Source organism: Streptomyces sp. SM18 (assembly GCF_002910775.2).
GTDB lineage: Bacteria > Actinomycetota > Actinomycetes > Streptomycetales > Streptomycetaceae > Streptomyces > Streptomyces halstedii.
This window is the reverse complement of record NZ_CP029342.1, coordinates 5,024,747-5,048,622: the sequence shown is the minus strand read 5'-3', so window position 1 is coordinate 5,048,622 and position 23,876 is coordinate 5,024,747. Positions and strand designations below refer to the sequence as shown.

The following is a 23,876-nucleotide window of genomic DNA, read 5'->3' as shown; positions in this document are numbered from 1 at the left end:
CAGGAGGACCGCATCGATGAGCACCACCACCCCGGCCCGCACCGCCCCCGAGGAGCCCCTCGCCGTCTCCGCGTGGCGCGACTACGACGCGGCGGCGCGCTCCCTGCCCGGCATGTCCCTGGGCGACCTCGAACTCACCGGCCCCGTGGCCGAGGCCTGCGACCGGCTGTGGGAGCAGGGGGCGCGGCAGGTGCGCCTGGCGGGGGCCGTGGACCTCACGGACACCGGCACCCCCGCCGCCGCGGCCCGGACCGTCAGACGGCTGAGCCTCGTGAGGGACCTGACGGCGCGCGCGGTGCTCGTCGACTGGGAACTCCGCCTGGACGCGGCGGACTCCGACACCTGGCGGGTCCTGAACCACCTCCAGCCGCCGCGCCGGATCGACGGCCCGGCGAAGCCCTCGGAGGTCCTGGGCGGCTGGCGTGACGGGCACTACCTCGGCAAGTGCCTGTGGCGCCAGGGGCCGGGCTTCGTCCAGATCCGCGACCGCCGCTGGGGCGACCTACGGCGCTTCACCGCCGACGAACCGCACTACCAGGAGGCCATCGAGCGGCTGTCCCACGGCGCCCCCGCGACCACCCTGCCCGAGGACGTCCTCACGGAGTTCCGGGAGGAACGCCTGGTCCTGCCGGTGGGCGAGCTGATGTGGTGGGTGCCCTACCGGGTCAACCGCTGGGTCCAGGAGGCCATGGCGATCTGACCCCACCCACCGGCCCGCGCGCGGCCGGCCCCTCCCGGGAGCCGGGCGCACGTGCCGGTCAGCGGGACAGGTGGCGCTCCACGGTCTCCACCTTGGAGGTCAGACCGTCCGTGACGCCCGGCCGGATGTCGGCCTTCAGGACCAGGGAGACACGGCCGGCACGGGCCTCGACGGCGGCCACGGCGCGCTTGACCACGTCCATCACCTCGTCCCACTCACCCTCGATCGAGGTGAACATCGCGTCGGTGCGGTTGGGCAGCCCCGACTCGCGGACGACGCGGACGGCGTCGGCGACGTACTCGCCCACGTCCTCGCCGACGCCCAGCGGGCTGACGGAGAAGGCGACGATCATACGTTCACCGTGCCCTCGGCGCGGGCGCGGGCGGCGATGACGCCGTCGGCCTCGTACCGCTTGAGGAGCTTCTCGCCGTACAGCCCGCCGAAGGGGATCACCGCGAGGAAGAAGAACAGGGCGACGCGCTTGAGGGGCCATTTGGCCTTGTTCCAGACGTCCAGCAGGAACACGACGTAGATCGTGAAGAGGATGCCGTGCAGCGCGCCGAGCGGCATCATCAGGAAGTCGATGTCCGAGACCCGGCTGAGCACCGAGCCGAAGATGATCAGCGCCGGGAAGGAGAGCGCCTCGGGAAGCGAGATGAGGCGCAGCCGGTGCAGGGCGGAAGCGGTCTTGATGTCCACGAGGGCACCTTCGGTGGGAGGGGGGCGTAACGGCTTGTGAACGCAGGCACAAGCACTTCCATTGTGGCATCGTCCCGCGCTCCGGACGGCAGTGGGTCGCATCTGGGCCAGCGTGGCACGTATCGGCGCATTTCAGGGCCGTATCCGGGTCGTTCCGGGGTGCGGATCATCCCTGGGGGCCTGTCCGCGCACCGGGCGGGGGACTACCGTCGCACCGTGGCGATGTTCCGACTCCAGGGAAGCAAGACGCTCGCCGTCGATCTGACGGGCGATGCCGTCAAGGCGAAGAACGGCTCGATGGTCGCGTACGAGGGCCGGATGACCTTCAAGAAGATGACCGGCGGCGGCGACGGCATACGGGGCATGGTGACGCGCCGGCTGACCGGCGAGCGCATGGCCGTGATGCAGGTGCAGGGGAAGGGCACCTGCTACTTCGCCGACCGGGCGAGCGAGATCAACCTCGTCTCGCTGCACGGCGACAAGCTGTACGTCGAGGCGAGCAACCTGCTGGCCACCGACGCCGCGCTGCGCACCGGGACCGCCTTCACCGGGCTGCGCGGCGGGGCGAGCGGGAACGGCCTGTTCACCACGACCGTCGAAGGCACCGGCCAGGCCGCGATCCTCTCGGACGGCGCGGCCGTGCTGCTCCGGGTGACCCCGCAGTACCCGCTCCAGGTGGACCCGGGCGCCTACATCGCCCATCAGGGGTCCCTGCGCCAGCAGTTCCAGTCCGGGGTGAACTTCCGCACGGTCATGGGCGAGGGGTCGGGCGAGGCGTTCCAGATCCGCTTCGAGGGCGACGGCCTCGTCTACGTGCAGCCGAGCGAGCGCAACACCGTCGGGGGCGATCTCTGATGCCTTTCCGTGAGATCAACTCCAAGATGGTCGAGGCCACGGTGGTGCCCGGCCGGACGATGTACAGCCAGCGCGGCGCGATGCTGGCCTACCGCGGTGACGTCTCCTTCACCCCGAACATCCAGGGCGGGCAGGGCGGCCTGGGGTCGATGATCGGCCGGCGGGTGGCTGGCGAGGCGACGCCGCTGATGACGGTCGAGGGGAACGGCACGGTGATGTTCGGCCACGGCGGCCACCACATCCAGGTGATCGACCTCGACGGCGACACCCTGTACGTGGAGGCGGACCGGCTCCTCGCCTTCGACGGGGCGCTGCGGCAGGGCACCATGTTCATGGGCTCGCAGGGCGGCGTGATGGGCCTGGTGCGCGGCCAGGTGACCGGGCAGGGGCTCTTCACCACCACACTTTCGGGGCACGGCGGGGTCGCGGTGATGGCGCACGGCGGGGTGATCGAGCTGCCGATCACCCCGGACCGTCCGGTGCACGTGGACCCGCAGGCGTACGTCGCGCACCACGGCGAGGTCACCAACAAGCTGTCCACCGCGATCGGCTGGCGGGACATGGTGGGGCGCGGTTCCGGCGAGGCGTTCCAGCTGGAGCTCAGGGGCAGCGGAGCGGTGTACGTCCAGGCGTCGGAGGAGAAGCTGTGAGCACCCCCGTGATCTTCGATCCGACGACGCTGCCGTCGGACGACAACGTCAACTCCTACACCTTCTGCGTGGAGCTGGACAACGGCCGGTGGTTCCTCCAGAAGGGCAAGATGATCGCCTACTACGGGCAGATCGCCTTCGACGGCATCGGGCACGGCCGCTTCGAGCGGCTGGTCCGCGCGAGCTTCCACTCCCCGCTGCACGCGAGCGACTGGGTGGTGGCCGAGGGCAGCGGCAAGATGCTCCTCGCGGACCGGGCGTTCGACGTCAACTCCTTCGATCTGGAGGACGGGAACCTGACGATCCGGTCCGGCAACCTGCTGGCGTACCAGCCGACGCTGGCGCTGAAGCAGTCGATCGTGCCGGGCTTCCTGACGCTCATCGGCACGGGGAAGTTCGTGGCCGCGTCGAACGGGCCGGTGGTCTTCCTGGAACCGCCGCTGCGGGTCGATCCGCAGGCGCTGGTGGGCTGGGCGGACTGCCCCTCCCCCTGCCACCACTACGACCACGGGTACATGACGGGCGTACTGGGCGGGCTGCGCTCGCTGACCGGGATCGGCGGCACCTCGGGCGAGGAGCACCAGTTCGAGTTCGTCGGGGCGGGTACGGTGCTGCTCCAGTCGACCGAGGCGCTGATGCCCGAGCAGGCCACCGGTGCGGCGGCCGGCGAGCCCGGGGTGCCGGGCGACTCCGGCTCCGCCCAGCGCGGGTCCGGTCCGCTGGGGGACCTCCAGCGTCGCTTCGGCGTGTGAGCGGTAGTCTGCGGAGTGTGACCCCCCACGGGCGCGTGCGCGGCCTCACACATCCCGACTTCGTCCGGCTTTCAACTTCTTAGGTAGAATGCATACATGGAGACCGAGACGGCCACCCGCTGGCTGACCGATGCGGAGCAGTGTGCCTGGCGCACCCACCTGGACGTCAGCAGGCTGCTGACCCACCAGCTGGAGAAGGACCTCCAGCCGTTCGGGCTGACCATGAACGACTACGAGATCCTGGTCAACCTCTCGGAGTCCGACGAGCAGCGCATGCGGATGAGCGATCTGGCCGCGGCCACCCTCCAGTCCAAGAGCAGGCTCTCGCACCAGGTCACCCGCATGGAGAACGCGGGTCTGGTGCGCCGCCAGCACTGCGAGTCGGACCGGCGCGGACTGTACGCGGTCCTCACCGAGCCCGGCGCCGAGACCATGCGCAAGGTCGCGCCGCACCATGTGGAGTCCGTGCGCAGGCACTTCATGGACCTGCTGACCCCGGAGGCCCTCGCGGACCTGCACGCGGCACTGACCCCGATCGCCGACCATCTGCGGGGGCAGCGGGGCAAGCCGTAGGGCACGGCCCCGGTTCAGGAGCGGCCCGGCAGGCGCAGGACGAAGGCCGCTCCGCCCCGGGGTGAGGCGCCCACGGTGAGGGTGCCGCCGTGCCGGGACGCGATGTCGCGGGCGAGGGCCAGGCCCAGTCCGGCGCCGCCGTCGTCGCGGGTCCGGGCGTCGTCCAGCCGCACGAAGCGCTCGAAGATCCGCTCCCGTTCCGGCGGGGGCACCCCCGTACCGTCGTCGGCGACCTCCAGGCACACGTCCTCGCCCTCCGCCCTGACCGTCACCGCCACCGAACGCTCCGCGTGGCGCTCGGCGTTGTCCAGCAGGTTGCCGGTCACCCGGGCCAGCTGCCCGCGCGAACCGCTCACCTCCACAGCCCCGCCCTCCGCCACCGACACCTCCACGGGGATCCGGTCGCCGGTGCGCTGGGACACCTCCTCGCGGACCAGGGCGCCCAGGTCCACCGCCGCCCGTCCGGGCCGCTCCCCCGCGTCCAGCCGGGCCAGCAGCAGCAGGTCCGCCGCCAGCGCCTGGAGCCGTACGGTGTCGGCGACCGCCCCCGGCAGGTCCAGCAGCTCCGGATGGGCCGCGCCGACCTCCAGCTGGGTGCGCAGCGAGGCGATCGGGCTCCGCAGCTCGTGCGAGGCGTCCGCGACGAAGCGCCGCTGCCGGTCCACCGAGGTCTCCAGCGCGCTCAGCGTCTCGTTCGTCGTACGGGCCAGCCGGGCGATCTCGTCCCGCGAGCCCGGCTCCGGCACCCGGCGGCCGAGGTCCTGGGAGGCGGTGATCGCGGCCAGCTCCCGGCGGATGCCCTCCACCGGGCGCAGGGCACGCCGGGTCACCAGCCAGGTCACCGCGGCGACGACCAGCAGCAGGGCGGGCAGCCCGGCCAGCATGGCGCCGCGTACGGAGCCCACGGCCTCCTGCTCCGCGGCGAGCGGGGCGCCCGCGTGGACGGTCAGGGTGACCCCGGCCGAGGTGGTCGCCTCGACGGCGGCGAAGCGGTAGTCGGCGCGGTCGCCGTCGACGGTGGCGGTGCCGTTGCTGAACTCGGGCTCGTCGGACGAGACCTCGCCGCGCCCGGGGTCGTCGTCCCGTGTGTCGTCGTCCTTGTCCTTGTCGTCGTCGCTGTCCTTGTCGTCGTCGTCATCGTCGCCGTCATCGTGCTGGGTTCCCGGGCCGGTGGACGCCGTCGGGCCTGGGGTGACCCGGTCCGTGCCGGTGCCGGTGATCGCCTCCAGGTCGTCCGAGACCGCCACCACCCGCCCCCGCTCGTCGGTCACCTGGACCGGATGGGTCTCCTCGTCCCCCAGGTCGAGACGGGCGTACGGCACGTCCAGGGCGAACTGTCCGGCGACCTCGCGCGCCGCGACCTCCGCCTCCAGCCCGGCCCGGTCGGTCAGGTTGCTCCGCAGCACGAGGAGGACGGCGAGCCCGGCGGCGACCAGGGCGACGGCGACGACCAGGGTGGCGCCCAGCGCGGCCCTGGCCCGTACCGACCTCACCGCGCCTCCAGCCGGTACCCGGCGCCGCGCACGGTGCGGATGGCGGCGGCGCCGAGCTTCCGGCGCAGGGTGCTGACGTAGACCTCGACGATGTTCGGGTCGCCGTCGTAGGCGAAGTCCCAGACGTGCTCCAGGATGTCGGCCTTGCTGACCACCTCGCCGGCCCGCACCGCGAGCTGTTCCAGCACCGCGAACTCCTTGGCCGTCAGGGTGATCTCCTCCTCGCCCCGGTGCACGCGCCGGGCCGCGGTGTCCAGGCGCAGCGTGCCGACGGTCAGCACCGGTGAGGGGGACCCGCCGCCCCGGCGGCGCAGCAGGGCGCGGACCCGGGCGACGAGGACGACGTAGGAGAAGGGCTTGGTCAGGTAGTCGTCGGCGCCGGTGTCCAGGCCCTCCGCCTCGTCGTACTCCCCGTCCTTGGCCGTCAGCATCAGGATCGGCACGTCGTGGCCGGCCGCGCGCAGGGCGGCGCAGACCCGGTAGCCGTTCATCCCGGGCAGCATGATGTCCAGGACGACGAGGTCGTACCCGCCCCCGGCAGCCCGGTGCAGTCCTTCCAGGCCGTCGTGGACGACGTCCACGGCGAAGCCCTCGGCGGTCAGTCCCCTGGCCAGGGACACGGCGAGGCGCTTCTCGTCCTCCACGATCAGCAGGCGCATACGCCCAGGGTGGCAGGCCGGACCTGAAGACGGCTTCAGGTGGCTTCAGGCTGCCTTCAGCGTCGGCCGGGCAATGTGGTTCCCGTCGCACCGCACATCCCATCGGGGAGGAACCTCATGAAGCGCACCATCGCCCTCGCCGCCGTCGCGGCCGTGCTCGTCGGCGGCGGAATCGCCACGACGGCCGCGTTCGCCCACGTCGACAACGACGACCGGGGTCCGGACCGGGCGCCGCTGAGCGCGGACCAGCACACCGGGTCCACCCGCTCCACGGGTGACCGGGTCACCCTGGACGAGGCGGTCGCCGCAGCCCTGAAGGCCGTCCCCGGCACGGTCACCGAGGTGGAGCTGGACGACGACGACCACGGGGCCCGGCTCGTCTGGGAGCTGGACGTGTACGGCACGGACGCGGTCTGGCACGACGTGACGGTGGACGCGAGCAGCGGCAAGGTGCTGTCCACCCGGGACGACGACCACGACGACCGCGACCGGCACGCGCCCAGGCAGGCGGCCGTCTCCTGGGAGCCGGCGGTGGCCGCCGCGCTCAAGGCCGAGCCGGGCACGGTGACGTCGGTGGAGCTGGACGACGACGACCACGGGCACCTGTACTGGGAGATCGACGTCACGGGCGGGGACGGCCGGGACCACGAGCTGCGCGTGGACGCCAGGACGGCCGCCGTCTCCGTGGACCGCGACGACGACTGAGCCACGGCGCGCCCGCGTACGCGCGGGACGACCGGACGGCGGCGCGCGCCCGCGTACGCATACGGCCTGAGCACCTGAGTGCCCCACCACGTCCGTGGTGGGGCACTCAGGTGCTCAGGCCGTGTCGCGCGCGCCTCCGGGAAGCCGCGCCCCCACGCGCGCCGAAACGCGCCGTTCGTCCACCGCCGAGAACCGGCGGTCTGATGATTTTCGGCCAACCTGGTTCTGCCCGGGGCGAGTCCGGACGCCCACGAGGACCGGCCGGCTCCCTCCTCCACCAGGTGAAAAACGGCCTTCCCGCCTCGGCGCCCCACGAGCAGCGGCCATGATCGGACTGAGGTCGCGCACCTGCGCCGGTCCGACATGAGCACGCCACACGCATCGAAGGGAACGTCCGTGCACACTCGCACCGTCACACGCTGTCTCGTCACCGCGCTCGCCCTGGGACTCGCCGCCGTCACCGCCACCGGTGCCAGCGCCGCCCCACGCGACGAGCCGGGGCCGCAGGCCGCACCGAAGACCGTCGAACTCGCGGGCGGGAAGGGCCTGAGGATCGAGGCGGCCGCCGAGGGACGGTCCCTGGTCGAGTCACGCGTCGAGGTCGCCGCCGCCGCCGCGAACGTCTGCGGGGCCGGCTACACCATCTCCACCGGGGCCGCCCGCTACGGCACCTACGGCACCGCCTACACCTGGACCAACGGCACCACGACCGGCAGTTCGTACTACGACAAGCCGATCTGCGCGGTGTTCTTCAACGACACCGGCACCGCCCACTACATGGGCGTCCGCCTCAAGGACAACTACACCGCCACCCCCGACACCCAGGACTTCGGCACCTTCGGGTCCTACGCCGGTCCCGTGTACCAGAACCGCGGCTACTGCGGCCAGGCGTACTCCTACATGGAGGTCGGCGGCAAGGCCGTCGTCGACAACTACCTCCAGGTCGGCGCCTGCAACTGACGGTCTCCCCAGGTGCCGTGCCGTGCCCGTACCCCGGGGCACGGGCACGGCACCACCCGCCGCCGGGAACGGCGGCGGGGCTCGTCCCCGAGTGGTTCACACGAAAGGAATCAGTTGTGGCAGACGAACAGGTTCTCAGGGCCCAGAAGTGGGTGAACTCCCACTACGGCGGCGTGACCGGCTACGTCGCCTGCCCGGAGAACGGCCAGACCGGATGGGGGACCATGAACTCCCTCATCATGGCGCTCCAGCACGAACTCGGCATCAGCCCGGTCGTGGCGTCGTTCGGTGCGACCACCTACGCCAGGTTCGACGCGCTCGGCGACATCGGCTTCGAGTGGGACACCAACCGCGACATCGTCGCCATCCTCCAGTTCGGCCTGTGGTGCAAGGGGTACTGGGCCGTCGAGCCCGAGAGCGAGGGCTGGTTCACCGGAGTCACCCGCGACGCCGTCGAGAAGCTGCGCGGCAACATGGGCATCAACGGCGCGGGTGTCATCAACGCCAAGATCGCCAAGGCGCTCCTCAACATGGACGCCTACGTCGTCGTCGCCGGCGGCACCGACAAGATCCGTGGCATCCAGCAGTGGCTCAACCAGAACTACTGGACGAAGAGCGCCTACAGCATCGGCCCCTGCGACGGCATCTACTCGCGCGACGTCCAGAAGTCCCTGATGGTCGCCCTCCAGTACGAGCTGGGCATCGCCGAACCCAACGGCAACTTCGGGCCGGCCACCCAGGCGGCCCTCAGGACCGCCACCCTCGGCGAGGGCGACTCCGGCACCAAGGTGAGCCTCTTCACCGCCGCCTGCGTCTTCAACGAGCCCGTACCGATCGGCAACGGGGTCCGGACCACGTTCAAGTCCTCCTACGACTCCAAGACCACCGAATTCGTCAAGCTCTTCCAGGAGTTCTCCTACATCCCCCAGTCCGGCAAGGGCGACTACACCACCTGGGCCCAGCTCCTGGTCTCCATGGGGGACCCCGACCGGAAGGTGACCGGGTCGGACACCCGCTTCGTCATCAGCGACGCGCGCGCCAAGTGGCTCCACGCCAACGGCTTCCGCGTCGTGGGCCGCTACCTCTACCACCCGGACCCCAGCTACGAGAAGCAGATCCAGCCCGGTGAGCTGGAGACCATCCTCTCCAACGACCTGCGGGTCTTCCCGATCTTCCAGATCCACGGCCGGGACGCCTCCGACTACGACTACCCGACCGGTTACCAGCACGCCCTGAAGGCACACGAACAGGCCGAGGGGTTCGGCTTCAACCGGGGCACGACCATCTACTTCGCCGTCGACTACGACGCCACCCAGGAGGAGATCGACGAGTACATCGTCCCGTACTTCCACGGTGTCGCCTCCGGTCTCGCCGGCCAGGGCAAGAAGTACGTCCACGGCGTCTACGGTTCGCGGAACGTGTGCGTCAACATCACCAACAAGACGTACGCCCGCTACTCCTTCGTCTCCGGCATGTCCTGGGGCTTCTCCGGCAACCTCGGATTCCCGCTGCCCGCGAACTGGTCGTTCAACCAGATCAAGGAGACCTCCGGCATCCAGATCAGCGGCAGCGCGCCCATCGACCTGGACAGCGACGCCTGGCGGCCGGACTCCGACCCCGCGACGTCCTCGCTCAACATCGACGCGTCCCCCGCGTCCGACTTCATCGCCCTGGTGGCGGGTCTGTACGACGCGGCGGTGACCTACAAGGCGTCGAAGGGCTCCGACCGGGACGCGTCCAAGCTCGTCATGGAGTTCATGCGGCACAAGACCTACGGCGGCGTGCAGTGGCAGGCCCTGATCGGGGACTACGACCACGGATTCGTCACCTACGCGCGGGAGAAGGGCTTCGCCGTCCTGCCGGAGTTCACCGATCCCGTGACCGGGTACCGGATCGGCGCCGAGCACATGCTGGCCACCGCCGACGGCCACTTCGTCATCGACCAGCCGGGCAACCCGAAGAGCGCCAACGTGGGTGACATCACCGGCTGGGGCGGCGACCTCATGACGTTCTACACGGACTGGCGCAACTCCGAGGAGAAGTACGCCTCGGGCAAGGCCTTCTGCGAGGCCAAGCTCGCCAAGCCGGGAGTCTCCTCGTCCTTCGGCTTCACCGACCTCGTCGAGGACGCGGACGGCTATCTCCTCGCCCGCGCGGTGCGCGGCGGGAAGGACATCGCCACCGCCGTACGCGAGCGCTACGGCAACGGCGGAAGCGCCCTGCGCCGGTTCACCGACTACTTCCAGCAGCGCTGGGGCACGGCGGAGAACTGCAAGCTGGCGGCGTGGAACGACCTCACCCAGGAGGACCCGATCTTCGATCTCGCGCGGGGGTACTTCATCACCCTCGACGGAGCGCTCTATCCAGGGGTCCTGATCAACATGCCCGGCGGATCGGACAAGCTGGACAGCTTCGTCCAGGGGTTCACGGACGCCGTCCTCGCCCGAGTCGGCGCAGAGTAGCGAAGAAGTAGTTCATGGGGATTTCGTTCATCGGGGCAGTCCAGTTCTGGATTCCCACGGCCGTCGTGTGCGCGGCCGTGGCGGTGTGGCTGGCGCGCAGACGGCGCGGACCCGGGCTCCCACGGCCGTCGACGATGGCCGCGCTCGGCGTCGTCGCGTTCCTCAACGCCGCCACCGCGTGGGTCCTCGGCCTCTCCCGGGCCGGACTGGACCTCAGGGAGGCCTGCGAGCGCAAGGCCGGCGTCCCCCTCGACGACGCCTGGAACGCACACCACTACGAGGAGTCGCAGAAGGTCTTCCCGCTGCACGCGCGCTGCGACGCCACCGTGGACCTCGTTCCCGCGTGGATCAACCCCCTGATCGTCGTCCTCCTGCTTCTCACCGCCGTCTGCCTCTGCACAGCCGTCTGCCTCGGAGCGCGCAACGTCACCCGAAGAAGGAAGAAGGCTCATGTCTGACACCGACATCTCCCGGCCGACCCGGCGCCACGTCCTCACCGCCGGAAGCGTCATCGCCGCGGGAAGCGTCCTGTGGACCCCCGGTACGGCCGTCGCCTCGCCCCCGGCCGCATTCCCTGCCGCGTCCCCTGCCGCCGGGACCACCCCTTGGACGGCCCGGAACAGCGCCAACGGCTGGCCCGTCCTCGACAGCGCCCCCGCCCACCGGGTCGAGGGCGCGGCCCGGCTGACGGTCCGCCTCGCCGAAGGCGACGCCGCCACCGTCCTGCTGTACGTGCTGCGCCGCTACTGCTACGAGATCGACATGCTCACCCCGGAGGACGTGACCGGCCACCTCACCGACCGGAACGTACGGGCCGATCTGGAGAGCAACCAGCTGTCCGGAACCGCCCTGACCGTCAGACAGGTCGCGTACCCGCTGGGCGCCCCGGCCGGCAACGGGATGAGCGGCCCGGAGGTCACCGTCGTCGAGGACATCCTCGCCGACTGCCAGGGCGTCGTCGCCTGGGGCGGTGAGACGGACCCGGTCAAGCAGTCCCACTTCCAGATCGACGTCCCCCCGCACGACTCACGCCTGAAGAAGCTCGTCGCGAAGATCAACGGCTGGGAGGAACACCCCGGCCGGGGCGCGGGAGCCATCGACGCCTTCCAGCCGGCCCGTGTGTCCCGGGCCCGCAAGGCCCGCGCCGAACGCTGAGGCACCAGGGCGTGTTCCGAAAGGAGCGCCGTCCGCCCTGAGGGCGGGCAGGCGGGACTTTCGGAACACGCCCCAGGTCCCCGGGCGGCCCGCACGCCGCCCGGGGGCCGTCAGTCCCCGGCCGGGTGCCCGGTGAGTCCGGCCACCAGTTCGTCGGCCGCCGCGTACGGGTCGAGGCTTCCCGCCGTGATGCGTTCGGCGAGCGCGCCCAGGCGCCGGTCGCCGTGCAGATCGGCGATCTTCTCGCGGAGCGCGGTCACCGCGATCGTCTCGACCTCCCGGGCCGCGCGGGCGGTGCGCCGCTCGGCCAGGACGCCGTGCTCCTCCATCCACGCCCGGTGCTTCTCCAGCGCCTCGACGACCTCGTCGACGCCCTCGCCCCGGGCGGCGACCGTCTTCACGATCGGCGGCCGCCAGTCGCCGGGGGCGCGGGCCTCGCCCAGGCCCAGCATGTGGTTCAGCTCGCGGGCGGTGGCGTCGGCGCCGTCCCGGTCGGCCTTGTTCACCACGTACACGTCACCGATCTCCAGGATCCCGGCCTTGGCCGCCTGGATGCCGTCGCCCATGCCCGGGGCGAGGAGCACCACCGAGGTGTCCGCCTGGGAGGCGATCTCCACCTCCGACTGGCCGACCCCCACCGTCTCCACCAGGACCACGTCGCAGCCGGCCGCGTCCAGCACCCGGATCGCCTGCGGCGCCGCCCAGGCGAGGCCGCCGAGGTGGCCACGGGTGGCCATCGAGCGGATGTAGACGCCCGGGTCGGAGGCGTGCTCCGACATCCGGACCCGGTCGCCGAGGAGCGCGCCGCCGGAGAACGGCGACGACGGGTCGACGGCCAGGACCCCGACCCGTCGGCCGGCCTTGCGGTACGCGGAGACCAGGGCCGAGGTGGAGGTGGACTTGCCGACGCCCGGGGAACCGGTCAGCCCCACGACGTACGCGTGGCCCGCGAGCGGCGCCAGGGCCGCCATCACCTCGCGCAGCTGGGGTGAGGCCCCCTCCACCAGGGAGATGAGCCGGGCCACCGCACGCGGCCTGCCCTGGCGTGCCTGTTCGACCAGGGTCGGGACGTCCACGTTCACGCTCGGTCTCCTCGCTCGTTCGTTCGGGTCCGCTACTTGCCCGCTACCCGGATGATCAGCGCGTCGCCCTGTCCGCCGCCGCCGCACAGCGCCGCCGCCCCGGTGCCGCCGCCCCGGCGCTTCAGCTCCAGCGCCAGGTGCAGCACCACACGGGCGCCGGACATGCCGATCGGGTGGCCGAGCGCGATCGCGCCGCCGTTGACGTTGACCTTCTCAGACGTGACGCCGAGGTCCTTCATCGACTGGACGGCGACGGCCGCGAAGGCCTCGTTGATCTCGATGAGGTCGAGGTCCTCGACGCCGATGCCCTCCTTCTCCAGGGCGTGCCGGATGGCGTTGGACGGCTGCGACTGGAGCGAGTTGTCCGGTCCGGCCACGTTGCCGTGGGCGCCGATCTCGGCGATCCAGTCCAGGCCCAGCGCCTCGGCCCTGGCCTTGCTCATCACGACCACGGCCGCGGCGCCGTCGGAGATCTGCGAGGAGGTGCCCGCGGTGATCGTGCCGTCCTTGGAGAAGGCGGGGCGCAGCTTGCCGAGGGACTCGGTGGTCGTCTCGGGGCGGATGCCCTCGTCCTTCGAGAAGAGGACCGGGTCGCCCTTGCGCTGCGGGATCTCGACCGGGGTGATCTCGGCCTCGAAGACGCCGTTCTTCTGCGCGGCGGCGGCCCGCTGGTGGGACAGGGCGCCGATCTCGTCCTGGGCGGCGCGGTCCAGTCCGAGGCGGGTGTTGTGCTTCTCGGTGGACTCGCCCATCGGGATGTTCTCGTAGGCGTCGGTCAGGCCGTCGTGGGCCATGGAGTCGAGCATCTCGATCGCGCCGTACTTGTGGCCCTCGCGGGACTTCGGCAGCAGGTGCGGGGCGTTGGTCATCGACTCCTGGCCGCCGGCCACCACGATGTCGAACTCGCCCGCGCGGATCAGCTGGTCGGCGAGCGCGATGGCGTCGAGGCCGGAGAGACAGACCTTGTTGACGGTGAGCGCGGGGACGTTCATCGGGATGCCGGCCTTGACGGCGGCCTGGCGCGCCGGCATCTGACCCGCCCCGGCCTGGAGCACCTGGCCCATGATCACGTACTGGACCTGGTCACCGCCGATGCCCGCGCGGTCCAGGGCGGCCTTGATCGCGACGCCGCCGAGGTCGGCGCCGGAGAAGCTCTTCAGCGAACCGAGGAGGCGGCCCATGGGGGTGCGCGCGCCCGCGACGATCACTGAGGTGGTACCGGTCGTTCCTGACATGAGGCACAGCCCCTAGGGTGAGAAGTGAACGAGGGTTTACTCGAATGTACTGAGCGGTACCGCGCCCGTCATCCGGCTGTGGGTGTGATCGCGCGCACGTTGCGTAACCACCCCCGGAGCGCTGCACTGGTTCCATGCTGACGCGAATCGACCACATCGGAATCGCCTGTTTCGACCTCGACAGGACGGTGGAGTTCTACCGCGCGACCTACGGCTTCGAGGTGTACCACTCCGAGGTCAACGAGGAGCAGGGCGTGCGGGAGGCCATGCTGAGGATCAACGGCACCTCGGACGGCGGGGCCTCGTACCTCCAGTTGCTGGAGCCGACCCGGGAGGACTCGGCGGTCGGCAAGTGGCTGGCGAAGAACGGCGAGGGTGTCCACCACATCGCGTTCGGGACGGAGGACGTGGACCAGGACGCGGCGGCCGTCCGCGACAAGGGCGTACGGGTGCTGTACGACGAGCCCAGGACCGGTTCCATGGGGTCCCGGATCACCTTCCTGCATCCCAAGGACTGTCACGGGGTGCTCACGGAACTGGTCACGTCCCGGGCCGAGCACTGACCTGAGGATTCCCGGCCCGGTAGAGTGGGCGGTTCCGGGCCGGGGCCGGGTCGGGGCCGTGCCGCGTCCCCGCTGTTGATCTGTCACCATTCTCCGGGGGACCGTTCGCCGGCGAACGGTGCTCGTACGGAGTGTGCGACCAGGGTTGGGGTCTCCCCTGCTCAGTGGGGCATCCCCTGCTCGAACGAAGTTGAGGGCCTGGGGAAGAAGTCGAGAGCTCGGGGAAGGATGGGACCGCGCAGTGCGGGGCTACGAAAGCCAGCAGATCCACCGAGCTGACGACGACCATCTCTCGCGGTTCGAAGCCGAGATGGACCGGCTGAAGACCGACCGGGAGAAGGCCGTCCAGCACGCCGAGGACCTCGGCTACCAGGTCGAGGTCCTGCGTGCCAAGCTGCACGAGGCGCGGCGTAATCTCGCCAACCGTCCGGCGCACGACAGCGCGGACCTCGGCTACCAGGCCGAGCAGACGCTGCGCAACGCGCAGGTCCAGGCCGACCAGATGCGCACCGACGCCGAGCGCGAGCTGCGCGAGGCCAGGGCCCAGACGCAGCGGATCCTCCAGGAGCACGCCGAGCACCAGGCCCGTCTCCAGGCCGAGTTGCACGCCGAGGCGGTGCAGCGGCGCCAGCAGCTCGACCAGGAACTCGCCGAGCGGCGGCAGACCGTCGAGTCCCACGTCAACGAGAACGTCGCCTGGGCCGAGCAGTTGCGCGCCCGGACCGAGTCCCAGGCCCGCCGGCTGCTGGACGACTCCCGTACCGAGGCGGAGCAGTCGCTGGCCGCGGCGCGCGCCGAGGCGGCCCGGCTCGCCGACGAGACCCGGCAGCGCCTCAACTCCGAGGCGGAGACGGCCCGCGCGGAGGCGGAGAGCACCCTGCTGCGCGCCCGCCGGGACGCCGAGCGGATGCTGGACGCGGCCTCCACCCAGGCCCAGGAGGCCACCGGTCACGCCGAGCGGCTGCGCTCCACCGCCGCCGCCGAGTCGGACCAGGCGCGTCAGCGCACCACCGAGCTGAACCGGGCCGCCGAGCAGCGCACGCAGGAGGCCGAGACCCGGCTGCGGGAAGCCCGGCTGGAGGCCGAGAAGGTCGTCGCCGAGGCGAAGGAGGCCGCGGTCAAGCGGCTGGCCGGCGCCGAGTCGCAGAACGAGCAGCGCACCCGTACGGCCAAGTCCGAGATCGCCCGGCTGGTCGGCGAGGCCACCGAGCAGGCCGAGGCGCTCAAGGAGGAGGCCGAGCGGGCGCTCTCCGACGCCCGCGCCAAGGCCGAACGGCTCGTCACCGAGGCGGCGGAGAAGGCCCGTACGGTCGCCGCCGAGGACGCGGCGGCCCAGCTCGCCAAGGCCGCCCGCAGCGCCGAGGAGGTCCTGACCAAGGCCTCCGAGGACGCCCGGTCCACCACCAAGGCGGCCGCCGACGAGGCCGACCGGATCCGCCGCGAGGCGGAGGCCGAGGCCGACCGGCTGCGCGGCGAGGCAGCCGAGCAGGCCGACCAGCTCAAGGGCGCGGCCAAGGACGACACCAAGGAGTACCGGGCCAAGACGGTCGAGCTCCAGGAGGAGGCGCGCCGACTGCGCGGCGAGGCCGAGCAGTTGCGCTCCGAGGCGGTCGCCGAGGGCGAGCGGATCCGCGGCGAGGCCCGCCGCGAGGCCGTACAGCAGCTGGAGGAAGGTGCCCGCACCGCCGAGGAGCTGCTGACCAAGGCGAAGGCGGACGCCGAGGAGCTGCGGACCTCCGCGGGCGCGGAGAGCGAGAAGGTCAGGGCCGAGGCCGCCGAGCGCGCCGCGGCGGTGCGCAAGCAGGCCGAGGAGGCGCTGGAACGCAGCCGCGCCGAGGCGGAGAAGCTGCGCGCCGACGCCGAGGAGCAGGCCGCCGCGGTGGCCGCGGCCGCGGAGGCGGCGGCCGAGACCCTCCGTGAGGAGACCGAGCGGGCCGTTCAGGCGCGCACGGCCGAGGCCGCGGAGGAGCTGACGCGGCTGCGCACCGAGGCGGAGACCCGGGTCACCGCCGCCGAGGAGGCGCTGGGCGAGGCGCGCACCGAGGCGGAGCGGATCCGCCGGGAGACCGCCGAGGAGTCCGAGCGGCTGCGCGGCGAGGCGGCCGAGCGGGTGCGCACCCTTCAGGAGCAGGCCGAGGCCGAGGTCGAGCGGCTGCGTACGGAGGCCGCGGCGGACGCCGCGCAGTCCCGTGCCGAGGGCGAGTCGGTGGCCGTACGGCTGCGTACCGAGGCCGCCACCGAGGCGGAGCGGCTCAGGACGGAGGCGCAGGAGAGCGCCGACCGGGTGCGGTCCGAGGCGGCGGCCGCCGCCGAGCGGGTCGGCACGGAGGCCGCGGAGGCGCTCGCCGCCGCCCAGGAGGAGGCCAACCGGCGTCGCCGCGAGGCCGAGGAGACCCTCACCGCCGCGCGTACCGAGGCGGAGCAGGAGCGCGAGCGGGCCCGCGAGCAGAGCGAGGAGCTGCTGGCCTCCGCCCGCAAGCGGGTCGGTGAGGCGCAGGCCGAGGCCCAGCGGCTGGTCGAGGAGGCGGAGGGCCGCGCCACGGAGCTGGTCTCCGCGGCCGAGCAGACCGCGCAGCAGGTCCGGGACGCGGTCTCCGGGCTCCAGGAGCAGGCCGAGGAGGAGATCGCCGGGCTGCGGTCCGCCGCCGAGCACGCGGCGGAGCGCACGAAGACCGAGGCCGAGGAGGAGGCGGACCGGGTCCGCGCCGACGCGCACGCCGAGCGGGAGCGGGCGTCCGAGGACGCCAACCGGGTCCGGCAGGTCGCGCGGGACGAGTCGGAGGCCGCGAAGTCCCTGGCCGAGCGGACGGTGTCGGAGGCGATCACCGAGTCGGAGAAGCTGCGCTCGGACGCCTCGGAGTACAGCCAGCGCGTCCGCACCGAGGCCTCCGACGCCCTCGCGTCCGCCGAGCGGGACGCCTCGCGGGCCCGTGCGGAGGCGCGGGAGGACGCCAACCGGATCCGCTCCGAGGCGGCCGCCCAGGCGGACCGGCTGGTCGGCGAGGCGACGAGCGAGAGCGAGCGGATGCGCGCCGAGGCCGGCGAGCAGGCCGAGCGGGTCGGCGCCGAGGCGGCCGAGGAGGCCGAGCGGCTGCGCGCGGAGGCGGCTCAGACCGTGGGTTCGGCCCAGGAGCACGCGGCCCGCACCCGCGAGGAGTCGGAGCGGCTGCGCGCCGACGCGGAGTCCGCGGCCGAGCAGATGCGTTCCGAGGCCCGCCAGGAGGCGGACCGGATGCTGGACGAGGCGCGGGAGGCCGCGGCGAAGCGCCGTACCGACGCCGCCGAACAGGCCGACCAGCTCGTGGCCAAGGCCCAGGAGGAGGCGCTGCGCGCCGCCACCGAGGCCGAGAAGCAGGCCGACACGATGGTCGGCGCCGCGCGCAACGAGGCGGTGCGCATCACCTCGGAGGCGACCGTCGAGGGCAACGCCCTGGTGGAGCGGGCGCGAACGGACGCGGACGAGCTGCTCGTCGGCGCCCGCCGGGACGCCACCGCCACCCGGGAGCGCGCGGAGGAGCTGCGGACCCGCCTCGAAAGTGAGATCGAGGAGCTGCACGAGCGGGCCCGCCGGGAGACGTCCGAGCAGATGAAGACCGCCGGTGAGCGCGTCGACAAGCTGATGAAGGCGGCGACCGAGCAGCGCGACGAGGCCGAGTCGAAGGCCAAGGAGCTGCTGGCGGACGCCAATTCGGAGGCGAGCAAGGTCCGGATCGCCGCCGTGAAGCGTGCCGAGTCGCTCCTCAAGGAGGCCGAGACCAAGAAGGCCGAACTGACCCGCGTGGCCGAGAAACTGCGCGCGGACGCCGAGGCGGAGGCGAAGAAGATCGTCGACGAGGGGCGCCGCGAGCTGGATCTGCTGGTGCGCAGGCGGGAGGACATCAACACGGAGATCTCCCGTGTCCAGGACGTGCTGGAGGCGCTGGAGTCCTTCGAGTCACCGGTCGGCAAGGGGCAGACCGGCGGTACGGGGGTCAAGGCCGGCGCGGCCGCTGGCACCCGGTCGGGGGGCAAGTCCTCGGACGGGTAGCCGGTCTGCCGATTCGGCATGAACATTCAATCCTCGGTGGCAAGCGCTCCGAGGGTCAGCCACTCAAAAGGGGTGTCATTCTCCATATCAAAGCGGCATCTTCACGCTGACACGCCGCCCAGACCCCTAGGATTCCCTCTAACACCTCACCGGTCTCATTCGACAGGAACCCCATGAGCGACCCTTCCTCCCCCTTCGGCTTCGAGCTCGTGCGACGTGGATACGACCGCGGTCAGGTGGACGACCGCATTACCAAACTCGTCGCCGACCGTGACAGCGCCCTCGCACGCATCACCTCTCTGGAAAAGCGCATCGAGGAACTCCACCTCGAGACGCAGAACGCCCAGGCCCAGGTCAACGACGCCGAGCCGTCGTACGCCGGGCTCGGCGCGCGCGTCGAGAAGATCCTCCGCCTCGCCGAGGAAGAGGCGAAGGACCTGCGTGAGGAGGCCCGCCGCGCGGCCGAGCAGCACCGCGAGCTGGCCGAGTCGGCCGCCCAGCAGGTGCGCAACGACGCCGAGTCGTTCGCCGCCGACCGCAAGTCGAAGGCGGAGGACGAGGGCGTCCGCATCGTCGAGAAGGCCAAGGGCGAGGCCGGTGCGCTGCGTACCGAGGCGCAGAAGGACGCGCAGCAGAAGCGTGAGGAGGCGGACGCCCTCTTCGAGGAGACCCGCGCCAAGGCCGCCCAGGCCGCCGCGGACTTCGAGACGAACCTCGCCAAGCGCCGCGACCAGTCGGAGCGCGACCTCGCGTCCCGTCAGGCCAAGGCCGAGAAGCGTCTGGCCGAGATCGAGCACCGCGCCGAGCAGCTCCGCCTGGAGGCCGAGAAGCTGCGTACGGACGCCGAGCGCCGCGCCCGCCAGACGGTGGAGACCGCGCAGCGCCAGGCCGAGGACATCGTGGCCGACGCGAACGCCAAGGCCGACCGGATCCGCAGCGAGTCGGAGCGCGAGCTGGCGGCGCTCACCAACCGCCGCGACTCGATCAACGCCCAGCTGACCAACGTCCGCGAGATGCTGGCGACGCTGACGGGTGCCGCGGTGGCCGCCGCCGGCTCCCCGGTCGAGGACGAGTCCGCGAGCCGTGGGGTCCCGGCCCAGCAGACCCGCTGACGCCCGTACCCCGGCCGTATGCGCCGTTTCACGCGCCCGGTTCCGCCTTTGTGGTGGCGCCGGGCGCGTGGCCGTTCTAGCGTGAACGCATGATCGAGCTGGACGGCCTCACGAAACGCTTCGGCAACAAGCTTGCCGTGGACCATCTGTCATTCCGGGTCAGACCCGGGATGGTGACGGGTTTTCTGGGACCCAACGGCGCGGGCAAGTCCACCACCATGCGCATGATGCTGGACCTGGACAACCCGACCAGCGGTTCGGTGCGGATCGACGGCAGGCGCTACCGCGATCTCCAGGAGCCCCTCACCCACATCGGGGCGCTGCTCGACGCGAAGTCGATGCACGGGGGGCGCAGCGCGTACAACAACCTGCTGTGCCTGGCCCAGAGCAATCGCATCCCGGCGAGCCGGGTCTCCCATGTGCTCGACACCGTCGGCCTGAGCGCGGTGGCGAGGAAGAAGTCGAAGGGTTTCTCCCTCGGCATGGGCCAGCGGCTGGGAATCGCGGCGGCACTGCTGGGTGATCCCGAGATCCTCATGTTCGACGAGCCGGTCAACGGTCTGGACCCCGAGGGAATTCACTGGATCCGCAATCTGATGAAGGCGCTCGCGGCGGAGGGCCGGACGATCTTCGTTTCCTCGCATCTGATGAGCGAAATGGCCCTGACCGCCGATCATTTGGTCGTGATCGGCCAGGGCCGGCTGCTGGCCGACACCTCGATGGCGGACTTCATCCACGAGAATTCCCGCAGCTATGTGCGGGTGCGTACGCCCGAGCGGGAGCGGCTGCGGGACCTGCTGCACGCCGAGGGGATCGTGGCCGTCGATGCGGTCGGCGGCACGCTGGAGATCGACGGCGGGGCGCCGGAGCGGGTGGGTGAGCTCGCCGCCGAGCACCGGATCGTGCTGCACGAGCTCAGCTCCCAGCGGGCGTCGCTGGAGGACGCGTTCATGCAGATGACGGCGGGGACCGTGGAGTACCACGCGCACTCGGAGCAGGACGGCGCCCAGCCGCCGCCCGTGGGGCCGCACTGGGGCGACACGTGGAACTCCGGGACGGACCCCGGCACCGGCCCGGATACGGGTATGGGTATGGGTACGGGTACGGACAGAGGTACGGACACAGACACGGGTACGGGCTCCGGCTCCGGCGACGCGACGAAGGGGGCGTGAAGACGATGGCAGCGGTACCCGCGGTCCTGAACTCGGAATGGACCAAGATCCGTACGGTCTCCTCGACCATCTGGACGCTGATCGCCGCGTTCGTCGTCACGGTCGCCATGGGCGCGGCGCTCAGCGCCCTGCTGAACAGCCAGTTCGACGACCTGCCCGCCGCCGAGCGCGCCACCTTCGACCCCACCTACGTCGGCTTCTCCGGCATGGTCCTGGGCCAGCTCGCCATGGTCGTCTTCGGCGTCCTGGTGGTGGGTACGGAGTACAGCTCGGGCATGATCCGCACCTCGCTGGCCGCCGTGCCGCAGCGCGGTTCCCTCCTCTTCAGCAAGATCGCGGTGGCGGGGGTGCTGGCCCTGCTGGTCGGGCTCGCCACCAGCTTCGTGACGTTCTTCCTCAGCCAGGCGCTGCTGGGCGACCACAGCACCGGCATCGGCTCCGAGAACGTGCTGCGCGCGGTCTTCGGCGGCGGCCTCTACATGGGGCTGATCGCGGTCTTCTCCATGGGCGTCGCCACGATGCTGCGCAGCTCCATGCTGTCGCTCGGCATCCTGATGCCGTTCTTCTTCCTGGTCTCCGGGATCCTTTCGGCGGTGCCGGGCGCCAAGACCGTGGCCCGTTACTTCCCGGACCAGGCCGGGTCCAAGATCATGCAGGTGGTCCCCGACGCGATGAACAGCAACCCGGCCCCCTACGGACCGTGGGGCGGGCTGGGCATCATGGCGCTCTGGGTGATCGCCGCCCTGGCCGGCGGCTACCTCGTACTGAAGAAGCGGGACGCCTGAGGCCGTCCCGTATACGAGGTTCCTCCCGCCCGGCGACTTGGCCGGAACCGTCACGCCCTGGTTATCCTCCTAACTCTGAAGGGGGCGTGCGGCCGGGTCGCGCCCCGACGGCACACGTCGAGGGGCGGGAGAATGATCGAAGCGGTAGGCCTGACCAAGCGCTACGGCGCCAAGACGGCCGTGGAGAACCTCTCCTTCCAGGTGCGGCCGGGGGCCGTCACGGGTTTCCTCGGGCCCAACGGGTCGGGCAAGTCCACCACCATGCGGATGATGCTCGGCCTGGACCGGCCGACCTCCGGCCATGTCACGATCGGCGGCCACCCCTTCCGCAGCCTTCCCAACGCGCCGCGGCAGGTGGGGGCGCTCCTCGACGCCCAGGCGGTGCACGGCGGGCGGAGCGCCCGTAACCACCTGCTGAGCCTGGCCCAGCTGGCCGGCATCCCGACGGCCCGGGTGGATGAGGTGCTGGGCGTCGTCGGCCTGCGGGAGGTCGCCAAGCAGCGTTCCAAGGGCTTTTCGCTCGGTATGGGCCAGCGGCTCGGCATCGCGGCGGCGCTGCTCGGGGACCCCCGGGTACTGCTCTTCGACGAGCCGGTCAACGGTCTCGACCCCGAGGGCATCCACTGGGTGCGCAACCTCATGAGGCAGCTCGCCGCGGAGGGACGCACGGTCTTCGTCTCCAGCCACCTGATGAGCGAGATGGCGCTCACCGCCGACCATCTGATCGTGATCGGACGCGGGCGGTTGCTGTCCGACATGAGCGTGCGGGACTTCATCTCCGCCAACTCCGCGGACTTCGCCCGGGTGCGGGTCTCCTCCGAGCCGCCCGAGCAGCGGGAGAGGCTGACGGCCGCGCTGACCGAGGCGGGCGGGCGCGTCATGCCCGAGCCCGACGGGGCGCTGCGGGTCACCGAGCTGCCGCTGCCCCGGATCAGCGAGCTGGCCCACGCCTCGGACGTCCGGCTCTGGGAGCTCTCGCCGCACCAGGCCTCGCTGGAGGAGGCGTACATGCGCATGACACAGGGCGCCGTGGACTACCGCTCGACGGCGGACGCCAAGGAGGGGCTCCAGCCCCCGCCGCCCGCCTACGGGCCCCTGCCGGACCTCGCGGAGTACGTGCCGGAGCCACCGGAGACGCCGCAGCGGGACTGGTACGTCCCGCCCCCGCCGGGGCGGGAGCCGTCCAAGGCCCCGGCCCCCGGCGCGTCCGTCGCACCGGCCGCTCCTGTGGCCGCGGCTTCCGTGGCCCCGGCCGCGTCCGTGGCTCCGGCCGACCGTGAGACGAGCGAGGAATCCCGATGACGACACCGGCGACCCCGCCGCCTCCCCCGTACCCCGCGCCGGCCGGGGAACCCGTCTCGGCGGTCCCGGTCCGGACCCCCGGACTCGGTGACGCCGTCGCCGCGGAGTGGACGAAGATCCGCTCGGTGCGCTCCACGATGTGGACGCTGGGCGTGATGGTCCTGCTGCTCCTGGGGGTCGGCCTGCTCACCGCCGTCACCCTGCGCGTCGCGGAGTCCGACCTGGGGGGCGAGCCGGTGCTCAGCCTCGGCTTCTTCGGGGTGCTGCTCGGTTCGATCTGCGTGATCACCCTGGGCGTGCTGACCATGGCCTCCGAGTACAGCACCGGGCTGATCCGTACGACGCTGGCGGCCTGCCCCGGCCGGGGCCGGGTACTGATCGCGAAGTCGATCGTCTTCTTCCTGCTCTCCTTCACGGTCACCACCGTGACGGCCGGGGTCGTCGGGGTGCTCCAGACCGCGATCCTGGACGCCGAGTCCCCCAGCGGCGGCGAGTGGCTGCGCGTCACCGTCGGGGTGGGGCTCTACATCGCCTTGCTCGGGCTCCTGTCGCTGGCTCTCGGCACGATCGTCCGGCACTCGGCGGGGGCGATCACGATCATGATCGCCGTGGTCCTGCTGCCGCTGGTGATGGCGATGTTCATGTTCACGCCGACGCTCACCTCGGTGCGGCAGGCGTTGTTCGAGTACTCGATCCCGAGCCAGCTCGCCGCGCTGTACGACACGGCGATGACCTTGCCGGGGCCGTCCGGCTGGGAGTCGGTGGCCATCATCGCCGGTGTGACCGCCGTGGCGCTGTGCGGGGCGTTCGTCTCGCTGGACCGGCGGGACGTCTGAAGCGCCCTCGCGCCGCTTCCGTGGCGCGGCGCGTTCCGGGGGCGCCGGCTCGCCGGTGTGCGTGTTCCTGGGCGCCGCATCGGTGGCATGGCGCTCCCC

The 23,876-nt window shown here is 71.7% G+C and carries 23 protein-coding genes; 17 read left to right on the top strand and 6 right to left on the bottom strand.

The features are described 5' to 3' along the window. The first annotated feature begins 16 nt into the window (after positions 1–16). Complete coding sequence (locus B9S64_RS22960) at positions 17–700, top strand: DUF5825 family protein (protein ID WP_103489276.1); 684 nt, start codon at positions 17–19, stop codon at positions 698–700. A gap of 58 nt (positions 701–758) precedes the next feature. On the opposite strand, the gene B9S64_RS22955 is transcribed toward B9S64_RS22960, so the two are convergent. Next, entirely contained in the window at positions 759–1,052 is a 294-nt protein-coding gene (locus B9S64_RS22955) for an MTH1187 family thiamine-binding protein (RefSeq protein WP_103489275.1), read from the bottom strand. Continuing rightward, entirely contained in the window at positions 1,049–1,399 is a 351-nt protein-coding gene (locus B9S64_RS22950; RefSeq protein ID WP_028438701.1) for a DUF3817 domain-containing protein, read from the bottom strand. The genes B9S64_RS22955 and B9S64_RS22950 overlap by 4 nt, the downstream gene beginning before the upstream one ends. Before the next feature lie 222 nt (positions 1,400–1,621). On the opposite strand from B9S64_RS22950, the gene B9S64_RS22945 reads away from it, so the two are divergent. From B9S64_RS22945 to B9S64_RS22930, 4 genes are all read left to right on the top strand, one after another. Continuing rightward, complete coding sequence (locus B9S64_RS22945) at positions 1,622–2,254, top strand: AIM24 family protein (RefSeq protein ID WP_028438702.1); 633 nt, start codon at positions 1,622–1,624, stop codon at positions 2,252–2,254. Continuing rightward, a complete protein-coding gene (locus B9S64_RS22940) occupies positions 2,254–2,904 on the top strand; it encodes an AIM24 family protein (RefSeq protein WP_103489274.1) in 651 nt (216 codons plus the stop codon). The genes B9S64_RS22945 and B9S64_RS22940 overlap by 1 nt, the downstream gene beginning before the upstream one ends. After that, positions 2,901–3,656: an AIM24 family protein gene (locus B9S64_RS22935; protein WP_103489273.1), complete on the top strand. Its 756-nt coding sequence runs from the start codon at positions 2,901–2,903 to the stop codon at positions 3,654–3,656. Before B9S64_RS22940 ends, B9S64_RS22935 begins: the two co-directional genes overlap by 4 nt. 96 nt (positions 3,657–3,752) lie before the next feature. Further along, on the top strand, positions 3,753–4,229 hold the full coding sequence (locus B9S64_RS22930) for a MarR family winged helix-turn-helix transcriptional regulator (RefSeq protein ID WP_028438705.1): 477 nt from the start codon (positions 3,753–3,755) through the stop codon (positions 4,227–4,229). A 14-nt stretch (positions 4,230–4,243) separates the two neighbouring features. On the opposite strand, the gene B9S64_RS22925 is transcribed toward B9S64_RS22930, so the two are convergent. Together B9S64_RS22925 and B9S64_RS22920 are read right to left on the bottom strand one after the other, a co-directional pair. After that, positions 4,244–5,722, bottom strand: a complete 1,479-nt coding sequence (locus B9S64_RS22925) for a HAMP domain-containing sensor histidine kinase (RefSeq protein ID WP_103489272.1) — start codon at positions 5,720–5,722, stop codon at positions 4,244–4,246. Next, complete coding sequence (locus tag B9S64_RS22920) at positions 5,719–6,381, bottom strand: response regulator transcription factor (protein ID WP_103489271.1); 663 nt, start codon at positions 6,379–6,381, stop codon at positions 5,719–5,721. Before B9S64_RS22920 ends, B9S64_RS22925 begins: the two co-directional genes overlap by 4 nt. 117 nt (positions 6,382–6,498) lie before the next feature. Here B9S64_RS22920 and B9S64_RS22915 point away from each other — a divergent pair, with 117 nt between their 5' ends. The 5 genes from B9S64_RS22915 (at position 6,499) to B9S64_RS22895 (ending at position 11,663) form a co-directional block, all read left to right on the top strand. Beyond that, the gene (locus tag B9S64_RS22915; protein WP_103489270.1) at positions 6,499–7,086 is read left to right on the top strand and encodes a PepSY domain-containing protein; all 588 of its coding nucleotides are present in this window, start codon (positions 6,499–6,501) and stop codon (positions 7,084–7,086) included. 396 nt (positions 7,087–7,482) lie between these two features. Further along, positions 7,483–8,046 carry a hypothetical protein gene (locus B9S64_RS35140; protein WP_228869557.1) on the top strand — a complete coding sequence of 188 codons (564 nt, stop codon included), beginning with the start codon at positions 7,483–7,485 and terminating at the stop codon, positions 8,044–8,046. 116 nt (positions 8,047–8,162) lie between these two features. Next, on the top strand, positions 8,163–10,508 hold the full coding sequence (locus B9S64_RS22905) for a glycoside hydrolase domain-containing protein (protein WP_103489269.1): 2,346 nt from the start codon (positions 8,163–8,165) through the stop codon (positions 10,506–10,508). A 14-nt stretch (positions 10,509–10,522) separates the two neighbouring features. Further along, positions 10,523–10,966: a hypothetical protein gene (locus B9S64_RS22900; RefSeq protein ID WP_103489268.1), complete on the top strand. Its 444-nt coding sequence runs from the start codon at positions 10,523–10,525 to the stop codon at positions 10,964–10,966. Beyond that, positions 10,959–11,663 (top strand): hypothetical protein, encoded by a 705-nt coding sequence (locus tag B9S64_RS22895; RefSeq protein ID WP_103489267.1) that lies wholly within the window; start codon positions 10,959–10,961, stop codon positions 11,661–11,663. Before B9S64_RS22900 ends, B9S64_RS22895 begins: the two co-directional genes overlap by 8 nt. 110 nt (positions 11,664–11,773) lie before the next feature. Here B9S64_RS22895 and meaB read toward each other — a convergent pair whose 3' ends face one another. Beyond that, positions 11,774–12,745 carry a methylmalonyl Co-A mutase-associated GTPase MeaB gene (meaB, locus tag B9S64_RS22890; protein WP_028438713.1) on the bottom strand — a complete coding sequence of 324 codons (972 nt, stop codon included), beginning with the start codon at positions 12,743–12,745 and terminating at the stop codon, positions 11,774–11,776. A gap of 32 nt (positions 12,746–12,777) precedes the next feature. Then, a complete protein-coding gene (locus B9S64_RS22885) occupies positions 12,778–13,980 on the bottom strand; it encodes an acetyl-CoA C-acetyltransferase (protein WP_103489266.1) in 1,203 nt (400 codons plus the stop codon). A gap of 134 nt (positions 13,981–14,114) precedes the next feature. Here B9S64_RS22885 and mce point away from each other — a divergent pair, with 134 nt between their 5' ends. The 7 genes from mce (at position 14,115) to B9S64_RS22850 (ending at position 23,777) form a co-directional block, all read left to right on the top strand. Beyond that, complete coding sequence (gene mce, locus B9S64_RS22880) at positions 14,115–14,543, top strand: methylmalonyl-CoA epimerase (protein ID WP_103489265.1); 429 nt, start codon at positions 14,115–14,117, stop codon at positions 14,541–14,543. 241 nt (positions 14,544–14,784) lie between these two features. Beyond that, positions 14,785–18,570 (top strand): polarized growth protein Scy, encoded by a 3,786-nt coding sequence (gene scy / locus B9S64_RS22875; RefSeq protein ID WP_103489264.1) that lies wholly within the window; start codon positions 14,785–14,787, stop codon positions 18,568–18,570. Between the two features lie 173 nt (positions 18,571–18,743). Further along, entirely contained in the window at positions 18,744–19,682 is a 939-nt protein-coding gene (locus tag B9S64_RS22870; protein WP_103489263.1) for a cellulose-binding protein, read from the top strand. 89 nt (positions 19,683–19,771) lie between these two features. Then, positions 19,772–20,854: an ABC transporter ATP-binding protein gene (locus B9S64_RS22865; RefSeq protein WP_258037714.1), complete on the top strand. Its 1,083-nt coding sequence runs from the start codon at positions 19,772–19,774 to the stop codon at positions 20,852–20,854. Between the two features lie 5 nt (positions 20,855–20,859). Continuing rightward, positions 20,860–21,639 carry an ABC transporter permease gene (locus tag B9S64_RS22860; RefSeq protein ID WP_103489279.1) on the top strand — a complete coding sequence of 260 codons (780 nt, stop codon included), beginning with the start codon at positions 20,860–20,862 and terminating at the stop codon, positions 21,637–21,639. A gap of 132 nt (positions 21,640–21,771) precedes the next feature. Continuing rightward, the gene (locus B9S64_RS22855) at positions 21,772–22,941 is read left to right on the top strand and encodes an ABC transporter ATP-binding protein (RefSeq protein ID WP_103489262.1); all 1,170 of its coding nucleotides are present in this window, start codon (positions 21,772–21,774) and stop codon (positions 22,939–22,941) included. Continuing rightward, positions 22,938–23,777, top strand: coding sequence for an ABC transporter permease subunit (locus B9S64_RS22850; protein WP_103489261.1), 840 nt, complete (start codon positions 22,938–22,940; stop codon positions 23,775–23,777). Before B9S64_RS22855 ends, B9S64_RS22850 begins: the two co-directional genes overlap by 4 nt. Positions 23,778–23,876 lie beyond the last annotated feature (99 nt).

Coding starts and splice junctions, on each gene's coding strand:
- B9S64_RS22895 (WP_103489267.1), top strand. CDS start 10,959: ATGTCTGACACCGACATCTCCCGGCCGACCCGGCGCCACGTCCTCACC.
- B9S64_RS22885 (WP_103489266.1), bottom strand. CDS start 13,980: ATGTCAGGAACGACCGGTACCACCTCAGTGATCGTCGCGGGCGCGCGC.
- mce (WP_103489265.1), top strand. CDS start 14,115: ATGCTGACGCGAATCGACCACATCGGAATCGCCTGTTTCGACCTCGAC.
- B9S64_RS22955 (WP_103489275.1), bottom strand. CDS start 1,052: ATGATCGTCGCCTTCTCCGTCAGCCCGCTGGGCGTCGGCGAGGACGTG.
- B9S64_RS22960 (WP_103489276.1), top strand. CDS start 17: ATGAGCACCACCACCCCGGCCCGCACCGCCCCCGAGGAGCCCCTCGCC.
- B9S64_RS22860 (WP_103489279.1), top strand. CDS start 20,860: ATGGCAGCGGTACCCGCGGTCCTGAACTCGGAATGGACCAAGATCCGT.
- B9S64_RS22920 (WP_103489271.1), bottom strand. CDS start 6,381: ATGCGCCTGCTGATCGTGGAGGACGAGAAGCGCCTCGCCGTGTCCCTG.
- B9S64_RS22915 (WP_103489270.1), top strand. CDS start 6,499: ATGAAGCGCACCATCGCCCTCGCCGCCGTCGCGGCCGTGCTCGTCGGC.
- B9S64_RS22855 (WP_103489262.1), top strand. CDS start 21,772: ATGATCGAAGCGGTAGGCCTGACCAAGCGCTACGGCGCCAAGACGGCC.
- B9S64_RS22870 (WP_103489263.1), top strand. CDS start 18,744: ATGAGCGACCCTTCCTCCCCCTTCGGCTTCGAGCTCGTGCGACGTGGA.
- B9S64_RS22945 (WP_028438702.1), top strand. CDS start 1,622: ATGTTCCGACTCCAGGGAAGCAAGACGCTCGCCGTCGATCTGACGGGC.
- B9S64_RS22900 (WP_103489268.1), top strand. CDS start 10,523: ATGGGGATTTCGTTCATCGGGGCAGTCCAGTTCTGGATTCCCACGGCC.
- B9S64_RS22865 (WP_258037714.1), top strand. CDS start 19,772: ATGATCGAGCTGGACGGCCTCACGAAACGCTTCGGCAACAAGCTTGCC.
- B9S64_RS22850 (WP_103489261.1), top strand. CDS start 22,938: ATGACGACACCGGCGACCCCGCCGCCTCCCCCGTACCCCGCGCCGGCC.
- B9S64_RS22930 (WP_028438705.1), top strand. CDS start 3,753: ATGGAGACCGAGACGGCCACCCGCTGGCTGACCGATGCGGAGCAGTGT.
- B9S64_RS22940 (WP_103489274.1), top strand. CDS start 2,254: ATGCCTTTCCGTGAGATCAACTCCAAGATGGTCGAGGCCACGGTGGTG.